The sequence below is a fragment of the Virgibacillus sediminis genome, from assembly GCF_042643265.1.
Lineage (GTDB): Bacteria > Bacillota > Bacilli > Bacillales > Amphibacillaceae > Virgibacillus_O > Virgibacillus_O sediminis.
Window position 1 is genome coordinate 1 of sequence record NZ_JBHRRZ010000023.1, and the last position, 602, is coordinate 602.

Genomic DNA, 602 nt, shown 5'->3' on the forward strand with positions numbered 1-602 from the left:
ACCTTCAGGTGCCTTGATTTCATTTCTTAGAAGGAATTTTGTCAATCTGTGTTTGGCTCTTAATTCGTCCTCCTTGATATCTTCACGACCTCGAACTAAATCGCGTAGCGCTTCATCATCTTCGGTCGGTACGTAAATGGGAGTTAAATCACCCGATCGGTGAAGCCTTGCAAGATTAAGAGCATCGCGTTTGTCAGTCTTTACACGGCTACCTGGTTTTAGGGGTGTTAAAGATGGTGCTATCACCTCGCACTCAATATCCATACTCTTCAAAAGTCGATATAAACCATATCCAGTTGGTCCAGCTTCATAACAAACTCGAAGTTGACCAGGGTCACCTAATTTTTTCATCGTTTTTCTAATAGCCTCAACAGAATAATCAATCATACCAATATATCTTGGTTCTGACCTCCCCGCATCAGCAACTGCCACAGCAATTCTTTTCTTTGATACGTCTAAACCTACGTATTGTGTGGTATCATTCATATTAATAGCTCCTTTCGTATTATAGCTCTGATTTGGCATTGGTTAGTAATTCAGTATTACCAAATTAACCTACGTTGTTACGAATAGGAGCTAGTTTCGTTCATGATAACTTCGCT

1 protein-coding gene is annotated in these 602 nt (G+C 40.2%); it reads right to left on the reverse strand.

Annotated elements, in window-relative coordinates; genetic code table 11:
• On the reverse strand, positions 1-486 hold a 486-nt coding region (locus ACFODW_RS12310; protein ID WP_390306888.1), incomplete at its 3' end, for an IS110 family transposase.
• Positions 487-602: the final 116 nt, after the last annotated feature.